The sequence below is a fragment of the bacterium genome, assembly GCA_031082185.1.
Lineage (GTDB): Bacteria > Sysuimicrobiota > Sysuimicrobiia > Sysuimicrobiales > Humicultoraceae > VGFA01.
Genome location: JAVHLI010000016.1, coordinates 43,756 through 51,944, shown reverse-complemented (window position 1 = coordinate 51,944; position 8,189 = coordinate 43,756). Strand labels below are relative to the sequence as shown.

Here is an 8,189-nt window from a genome sequence, read left to right as displayed (position 1 = left end):
TCGTCCGAACCGGCAGAAGCATACTTAGCTCACTTATTCAGTTACGGCTCCTTAGTGATTGCTGTCTGCGCGATCTCTTCGCAGGCATGGGTTCGGGAAAGCGACCGCTTCAATGCGCGCTTGATCGACGCAGCGATCGTAGCTGATCACCTCATCTTGGCTGCTGCAAACTTGGGATTGGGAACCTGTTGGATTGCGGCTTTCAATGTTGAGGCTGCGCGCAGCGTTCTACAGCTGCCCGAAGAAGTCGAGCCAGTAATCTTTACACCGCTCGGTTATCCTGCCGACCAACCTGGTCCCAAGATTCGTAAGCCTCTGGTTGAATTAGTGCGTTACGAACATTGGTGAAGAAGAGCATTCTGGAGAACAGATTTGCGTTGTAGAACACCGCCCAACAATGGCTCCAGCGGACGGTCGCTCCGCTCCCGCTGCTGAGCCAAGCCGTTAGCCGGAAGCCATGTTGGAAGGGGTACCTACTGGTCGTCCCAAGAGTGCGAGGTGAGGAGGCCGCGTGTCCAATCCGTCCCTGATCACCGCATTATTCGCCGCAGGTAACGCTGGCGACCTCGAAGCGTTCGATCAGTACCTCCACGACGACGTGATCGTCCATGCTCCCGCGGGGCTTTCAACAGTGGGACTTGAGCGTGAGCGCGAATCCTGGCGCAAGGCCAAGTCGGTGATGCCGGACATTCATCACGAGTTCATCGATGTGTTTTCCAGCCCTACTGCTGAAGCCGCTCGTGCAGTCGTCACAGGCACGATGTACGGGTCCTACGGGGGGCTCTCCTCGGAGGGACGAGCCTTCAAGATAGATCAGGCTGTATTCGCGCATATCAGAGACGGCAAGATTGCCGAGCTGTGGGAGATCGTCGATACCGCCGTGCTCCGTGAGCAGCTGGGTGAGTCGCACCGGTAGGCGAGTCAGGCTCCGGCTAACCAGCGCGTCCAGCGGACGGCGCAGGCGTAGACTGGGAAGCGGGGCGCGTCCGGCCGCCGCTGACGCGCTAACCGTTCGACGGCATCAGGGGTAGGCTGGAGGACACTTGAAGGTCGGGGACTTGATTCGACTCCTGGAGAAGGACGGGCGGCGCCTGGTTCGGACCCGGGGGAGCCATCGACAGTACAAGCATCCGAACAAGCCAGGGGCAGTGACCTTGGCTGGCAAGTTGAACCTGGATGTGCCGCCGGGTACTCTGAACTCAATACTCAAGCAAGCAGCCCTGAAGAGGTGAGGTGCGCGACGATGCGGTACATGGTAGTAGTCGAGCGAGGCGAGACGAGCTGGGGGGCGCATGTGCCAGATCTCCCGGGCTGCATTGCGGTTGGGAAGACCCGTGATGAAGCGCTTCGGCTCATCCGCGAAGCGATCGAGTTTCACATCGAGGGGCTAAAGCAGGAGGGACTGCCGATACCAGTGCCGAGCTCTGAGGGAGAGCTCGTTGAGGTGGGCGCCGCCTAACCCAAGCATGCAGCCCGACGCGCTGGGGCGCGCGGCTGATGCCCACCGTTAGCTGGCGCTACTCATCGGCGTGAGGGTTGGTCCGGAGCCGTTCCCAGAATCCCCGCGGTGTCAGAATCGGCAGCGGAGCCTTGTTGGCGGCCTCAAGCAAGTCCTGATCGCCGGTCACGAGCACGTTGGCTCCGCCAGCGACCGCTTCCACCATGACGGCTTGACGACGCAGGAAGGCATCCATTTCATCGACGGTGTCGGGGGGTACCCGGAGCTTCTGGCGCAGGACGCGGCGGAGTTCAGCGAGGACGGTCTCGCCTACGACCAGTTGGTGTTCGGCAAGAATAGCTTGGAGGATATCGGCGCAGAGTCCCCGAGTCGCGACCGCACTGACCAGAACGTTGGTGTCAAGGGCGACCTTCACGAGACGTCGCGGAAGACGTCCTCGTCCGTCAAATACCCCCGTGCCTCAGCCAAGGGCATGATGCGGCGTCGGAGATCTTCGAACTGAGCCAGGGCGAGCTGGCGGCGAAGCGCCTCACGCACCACCTCGCTCCGGCTCCGGCCGGTCCGCCGGGCGATGCGGGCCAGTTGGCGCTCCAGATCCGGATCCAGTCGAACTGTCAGGGCGGATGTCTTCATGTCTTACATTGTAATACGGGCGGCGCCTCTCAACAAGTGCCTGCTGCTGCCGTGACCGTCGAGACACCCTGATTACTCGATGAAATCCTTCAACCGCTTGCTGCGGCTGGGGTGTCGCAGCTTGCGTAGCGCCTTGGCCTCGATCTGCCGGATGCGCTCACGGGTGACCCCGAACTCCCGCCCCACCTCTTCCAGCGTACGCGGCCGGCCGTCGTCCAGGCCAAACCGCAGTCTCAGCACCTTGCGCTCACGCGGGGTCAGGGATTCAAGCACGTCCTCAAGTTGCTTCTTGAGCATCGTGAAAGAGGCGGCCTCGGCAGGCGCCAGGGCGTTGTGGTCCTCGATGAAGTCGCCGAGGTGACTGTCCTCCTCCTCGCCGATGGGCGTCTCCAGCGAGATCGGCTCCTGGGCGATCTTGTTGATCTCGCGCACCCGCTCCACCGGCAGGCCCATCGCCGCGGAAATCTCTTCGGGGGTGGGCTCGCGCCCCAGCTCCTGCAGCAGCTGCCGTGAGATGCGCACCAGCTTGTTGATCGTCTCAACCATGTGTACCGGGATGCGGATCGTCCGCGCCTGGTCGGCCAGCGCGCGCGTGATCGCCTGCCTGATCCACCAGGTGGCATATGTGCTGAACTTGTACCCCTTGCGCCAGTCGAACTTCTCGACCGCGCGGATCAGCCCCAGGTTGCCCTCCTGGATGAGGTCCAGGAACAGCATCCCCCGGCCCACGTACTTCTTGGCGATCGAGACGACGAGCCGGAGGTTGGCCTCGATCAGGCGCCGCTTGGCCTCCTCATCGCCTTTCTCCATCCGCTGCGCCAGCGAAACCTCTTGCGGCTGGGTGAGCAGCGACACCTTGCCGATCTCCTTGAGGTACATCCGGACGGGATCGTCAATCGAGATCCCTTCCGGGGGCTTGATGGAAGCCTCGGCCTCCTCCTCGACCTCGCGCTTCGGCCTGGCCTCGACCTCCTTGGCGTCCTCGACGATCTCGATCCCCTGCTCGGCCAGAATCGCGTAGAGCCGGTCCACCTGGTCCACGTTCTGCTCTATCTCGGGAAACTGCTCAAGGACGTCGTCGTGGGTCAGGAAACCACGCTTACGCCCGAGCTCAACGAGCGCCCGCAACTCGGGCGTAAGCTCCTCGGTGCTCACCTGAACCTGCGGCTTCTTCTTCGCCATCCCCAAACCTGACCCGTTTCCAGTACGACGTCTAGTTCCGTCGCCGGCCCGCCGTGATCAGCTCCGCGTAGGCAGCCTGGAGCCGGCGAAGCTCTGTCTCATCCCCGCATGCCTGGGCCGCCTGCAGCGCCACCCACAGCCGCTCCCGCTCAACTGCCGCCGGGCTGGTGTGCACCAAGTAGCGCACTGCCTCGGCGGCGGCCCGGTCCTTGTCACGCTCGGTCACCGGCGGTGGTTCAAACGCCAGCCGCACCAGTAAAGCCGAAGCCGCCTCATCCAGCCCCTCGCGCAGCTCCGCGGCGTCGGCATCCGGCGACACCAGGAGAACTGCCGCGAGAGCCCGGTGCACCGGGACGAAGAAAGCGTCGGCGTCCAGCACCCGGGCAACCTCCGTCCTGCGGGTCGGCTCCGCCACCATCAGGTGCAGCAGCAACCGCTCCGCTTCCTCCCGGGCCCGGTCGCCGCTGAGCGTCATCGCGCCCTGCTGCTGTGCAGGGGAGCGCCCCGACCGCTTCCGCGAACGCAACCGCTGGCGCAAGGCCTCCTCGGGCAGCGCGAACCGTCCGGCCAACGCGCGCAAATACTCTGCCGCACGAACCGGATTCGCAACCGTCTGAATAACATCTAACATTTCGTCAACAAGCGCGAGTTTCCCTTCCCTCAGATCGGGGCCGTGGCGGAGGGCGGCGGCCTCGAGCCGGTATTCGAACATGGGGAGCGCACCGGCCAGCAGTTGGCCGAACGCCTCGGCACCGTGGCGCCGCAGGTAGGCGTCGGGATCCTCGCCGGGCGGCAGGACTGCCACCCGAACCGATACCTCCGCTTCTTCACACAGCGCCAGGCCGCGCTCGGCCGCCGCTGCTCCGGCCTGGTCCGGATCGTACATGAGCACCGCGCGCGGGGCGAACCGCCTGAGCAGACCCACCTGATCGGCTGTAAGCGCGGTCCCCAGGGATGCCACCGCATTGCGAAACCCGAACTGGTGGCAGGCCAGGACATCCATGTAGCCCTCTACCACCAGAACCTCCCCTCGCTCCCGAATCGCTTCACGGGCCGGGCCGAGCGCATACAGCAACCTGCCCTTCGAGAACGCGAGGGTCTCCTTAGAGTTCAGGTACTTGGGTTCGGCCTCGTCAAGCGCGCGGCCGCCGAAGGCCACCACCCGGTCCTGCAGGTCCAGGATCGGGAACATGAGGCGGTCGCGAAACACGTCGTAGTAGCCCCCGCTGGTCCGCGGCGCGGCAAGACCTGCCTGCTCCAGCACCGCCGCCGGATAACCCCGCGCCTGGAGCGCGGTCAGCATGCCATCCCATCCCGGCGCAGCGTAGCCGAGGTGAAACCGGCCGGCGATCTCCTCGCTCACCCCACGCCGCTCCAGGTACGCCCGGGCCTTGCGCCCAACTGAGGCGAGCGATGCCCGGAAGTAGTCGCGGGCGGCGTCCAGCGCGCGCAGGACCTGCTCCCTCTCCGACGCCCGCTGCGCGGCATCAGGCGAGGTCTCGATCTCAACGCCGGCTCGCCGGCCCAGCTCCGCCGCGGCCTCCATGAAGGTGAGGTTGGCGGAGCGCATCGCGAAGTCGAAGACGTCGCCGCCCGCGCCGCAGCCGAAGCAGTGAAACAGCCCCCGCTCCGGGTCTACGTGGAACGACGGTGTCTTCTCCTGGTGGAACGGGCAGAGCCCTTTGTAGTAGCGGCCGGATTTCTTCAGCGAGGCATGGGTCGAGACCATGGCGACGATGTCGGTCCGCCGCCTGATCTCCTCTTTGATCTCACCCGAAATCCACCCGCGACTCATTGCCCTGTGGGTCCTACCGTTATGCCCGGGGCCCCTCCACCTCCTCCTTCTGGCGGCGGGCCTCGGCCACCAACCGGTCGGCCACGTGCCCGGGAACTGGATCGTAGTGGGAGAAGGAAGCGGTAAACGATCCGCGCCCTCCGGTAATGGACCGCAGGTCCGAAGCATACCGCAGGACCTCTCCCTGGGGAACCTGGGCCCTCACGATCGTCGTGCCGTCTCCCTGTGATTCCATGCCGCTTATGCGGGCGCGCTTGGAGTTCAGGTCACCGATGATGTCGCCCATGAGGGTTTCAGGGACGCGGACGGCCAGATCCAGGATCGGCTCCAGCAGCGTTAACCCGGCCTGTGTCGCCGCCTCTTTGACCGCCAACGCACCGGCGAGCTGGAACGCGATATCCGAGGAGTCCACGTCGTGGTACTTCCCATCCACGAGCGTGACCCTGACATCCACCACCTTGTTCCCTGCCAGAATGCCTTCCTCAAGCGCCTTGCGGGCGCCCTTCTCGACCGAGGGAATGTACTGGTTGGGTATCGCTCCACCGAAGATCTTGTCCACGAACTCGAACCCGCTGCCGCGCGGGAGCGGCTCCACCTCCACAGAGCAAACCCCGTACTGCCCGCGCCCTCCGCTCTGCTTGACGTGCCGGCCCTGCGCCTTGCCGCGGCCCCGTATGGTCTCTCGGTAGGGCACGCGCGGGGGCGAGAGCACAACGTCCACGCCAAACTTGCGCCGCAGCCGATCGGCCATGATCTCCAGGTGGGACTCGCCCATGCCCGAGATCACGGTCTGCTTGAGTTCAGGATCGCGGCGAACGCTGAACGTTGGGTCCTCTTCCGCCAGGCGGTGCAGGGCATTGCCCATCTTGTCTTCGTCGGCCTTGCTCTTGGGCTCGATCGCCATCGAGATCGCGGACTGGGGAAACACCACCGGAGCGAGGCGGACCGGCGCTTCCTTGGAGCACAGCGTGTCCCCGGTGGCGGTCTCGGCGAGCTTGGCCACGGCCCCGATGTCGCCCGGGCCAACCTGCGGGGTGGCCTCTTGTTGCTTGCCGCGCAGGCGATAGAGCTGGCCCACCCGTTCCGTCTTGTCGCGGGACGCGTTGAACACATGGGAGTCCGAAGCGAAAGTCCCACCGTAGACGCGGAAGTACGACAGCCTGCCTACGTAGGGATCGGCCATGGTCTTGAAGACCAGGGCCGCAAACGGACCGGCCTCGGACGGCTCAACCAGAAGCTCTGATCCGTTCCGCGGGTGCGTGCCGGTGGTCGGGCCGCGGTCGGCCGGGGAGGGCAGGAGGTCAACGATCGCCGTAAGCACCTGGCCCACCCCAATCCGCCTGGTCGCGGACGCGGGCACGGCCGGCACGATCTTGCCGGCACGGACCCCGGCGACCAGGCCTCGGCGGATCTCCTCGTCGCTCAGCGTGCCGGCTTCCAGGTACTTCTCCAGCAGCGCGTCGTCGCTCTCGGCGGCCAACTCTATCAGCCGCTCACGCGCGGCCGCTGCCTCCTCACTCAGTTCGACGGGCAGCTCCTGCACCGATTCCTGCCCGTCGCGCACGGTGTGCGCCTTCATGGAAAGCACGTCTACGACCCCGGAGAGCCCTGCCTCCGCACCGATCGGCAGGTGCAGCGGGACGATTTGCTTCCCGAACCTGGCATTCAACCCTTCCATGGTCTGGGAGAAGCTGGCGTGCTCGCGGTCCAGACGGTTCACGATCACCAACCGGGCCAGACCCCGCTCATCCGCCCGCGCCCATGCCTGCTCGGTCTGCACCTCCACGCCGGAGCGGGCGTCCACGACCACCAGCGCGCCCTCGCAGACGCGTAGCGCGCCGACCATCTCGCCCACGAAGTCCGGGTATCCAGGCGTGTCGATCAGGTTAACCTTGGCGCCCTCCCACTCCAGTGGGGCCAGCGACGCGTTGATCGTGTGCTTGCGCCTGATCTCCTCCGGGTCGAAGTCCGTGGTGGTCGTACCGTCGTCCACCCGGCCCTGGCGGTCGATGGTCCCCGTGCGAAAGAGCATCGCCTCCACCAGGGTGGTCTTGCCCGTTCCCCCGTGCCCTATGACGGCGATGTTCCTTATCTGGTCTGCACTGTAGCGCTTCAAGGTCATCCTCCTCCAATGATCGCCGTGCGGACTGCTAGTAACCCCGCTCGGCATCCACGACGTTGAGCATCGGCGCCCCGACCAGGTACCTGCGCAGATTCTCGCAGAACAGGGGAATCGCCCGGTCGAAGTAGGTCGGTGAGGCGCCTGAGACGTGCGGCGTTATGATAACGTTCTCCATGTCGTACAGCGGGCTGTCGGGGGACAGCGGCTCGCGATCGAAGACGTCCAGGCCGGCGCCTGCGATCAGGCCGCCCCTCAGGGCCGCGACGAGCGCCTCCTCCACCACCACGGGACCGCGTGCCACGTTGATGAGCACGGCCGACCGCTTCATCAGCGATAGGGCCCGCCCGTCAATCAGGCCGCGGGTCTGCCGCGTGAGCGGAAGTAGCACCACCACGTAGTCCGCGTCTCTTAGAATCTGGTCGGTACCCTCCGGCGGCAGGACGCGCTCCACGCAGGGCATCGCCTCCGGCGTCCGCTTGGTTCCGATCACCCGCATGCCGAACGCCGAGGCCCGGCGCGACAGGGCGCGCCCTATGGCACCCAGCCCCAGCACGCCCAGAACCTTGCCCTCGACCTCGCCTCCAACGCACGCCGCCCGATCCCACCGGCGGACCGACTGGAGTCGAACGGCCACGTGCAGGCGCCTGGAGAACGCCAGCACCAAGGCCATCACGTGCTCGGGCAGCACCGTGGAGTGAATCCCCACGCTGCTCGTCAGCGTAACGCGTCCCTCGACCACGGCGGGCACCAGCAGCCCGTCCACGCCGGCGGCGGTGGCGTGGATCCAGCGCAGCCGCTCGGCACGGTCCAGCAACGGCTGCGGGATCTGCCAGGCAACGATGACATCGGCCTCCGCGGCCAGGGCCTGGGCGTGCTCGGGGTCGGTCGCGGCCAGCACGCGGACGCGCGGATCCACGGCCCGGATCGCGTCGAGGTGGTGCTCCTCCACCCTGGACAGCACCAGCACCGTCAGCGCGTCGGTGCTCACGATAGTGTAC

Annotated in this window: 10 protein-coding genes; 4 read left to right on the top strand and 6 right to left on the bottom strand. The window is 65.8% G+C overall.

Features of this window, described 5'->3' with window-relative positions; translation table 11 throughout:
* From RDU83_12525 to RDU83_12510, 4 genes are all read left to right on the top strand, one after another.
* Positions 1–348 (top strand): nitroreductase family protein (locus RDU83_12525; GenBank protein MDQ7841827.1); only part of this gene is annotated, 348 nt, incomplete at its 5' end.
* 163 nt (positions 349–511) lie between these two features.
* The gene (locus RDU83_12520; GenBank protein ID MDQ7841826.1) at positions 512–916 is read left to right on the top strand and encodes an ester cyclase; all 405 of its coding nucleotides are present in this window, start codon (positions 512–514) and stop codon (positions 914–916) included.
* A gap of 127 nt (positions 917–1,043) precedes the next feature.
* The gene (locus tag RDU83_12515) at positions 1,044–1,232 is read left to right on the top strand and encodes a type II toxin-antitoxin system HicA family toxin (protein ID MDQ7841825.1); all 189 of its coding nucleotides are present in this window, start codon (positions 1,044–1,046) and stop codon (positions 1,230–1,232) included.
* An 11-nt stretch (positions 1,233–1,243) separates the two neighbouring features.
* Positions 1,244–1,459, top strand: coding sequence for a type II toxin-antitoxin system HicB family antitoxin (locus RDU83_12510; GenBank protein ID MDQ7841824.1), 216 nt, complete (start codon positions 1,244–1,246; stop codon positions 1,457–1,459).
* 58 nt (positions 1,460–1,517) lie between these two features.
* Here the strand turns inward: RDU83_12510 and RDU83_12505 are convergent, their stop codons facing one another.
* The 6 genes from RDU83_12505 to RDU83_12480 all read right to left on the bottom strand — a co-directional run bounded on the left by RDU83_12505 (position 1,518) and on the right by RDU83_12480 (position 8,179).
* Entirely contained in the window at positions 1,518–1,874 is a 357-nt protein-coding gene (locus tag RDU83_12505; protein MDQ7841823.1) for a VapC toxin family PIN domain ribonuclease, read from the bottom strand.
* Positions 1,871–2,092, bottom strand: a complete 222-nt coding sequence (locus RDU83_12500) for a ribbon-helix-helix protein, CopG family (GenBank protein ID MDQ7841822.1) — start codon at positions 2,090–2,092, stop codon at positions 1,871–1,873. Before RDU83_12500 ends, RDU83_12505 begins: the two co-directional genes overlap by 4 nt.
* 72 nt (positions 2,093–2,164) lie before the next feature.
* Positions 2,165–3,274, bottom strand: coding sequence for an RNA polymerase sigma factor RpoD (rpoD, locus tag RDU83_12495; GenBank protein ID MDQ7841821.1), 1,110 nt, complete (start codon positions 3,272–3,274; stop codon positions 2,165–2,167).
* Between the two features lie 31 nt (positions 3,275–3,305).
* Positions 3,306–5,069, bottom strand: coding sequence for a DNA primase (gene dnaG / locus RDU83_12490; GenBank protein ID MDQ7841820.1), 1,764 nt, complete (start codon positions 5,067–5,069; stop codon positions 3,306–3,308).
* A gap of 19 nt (positions 5,070–5,088) precedes the next feature.
* Positions 5,089–7,191, bottom strand: coding sequence for an elongation factor G (gene fusA / locus RDU83_12485; GenBank protein MDQ7841819.1), 2,103 nt, complete (start codon positions 7,189–7,191; stop codon positions 5,089–5,091).
* Positions 7,192–7,219: 28 nt separating this feature from the next.
* Positions 7,220–8,179: a D-2-hydroxyacid dehydrogenase gene (locus tag RDU83_12480; GenBank protein MDQ7841818.1), complete on the bottom strand. Its 960-nt coding sequence runs from the start codon at positions 8,177–8,179 to the stop codon at positions 7,220–7,222.
* Positions 8,180–8,189: the final 10 nt, after the last annotated feature.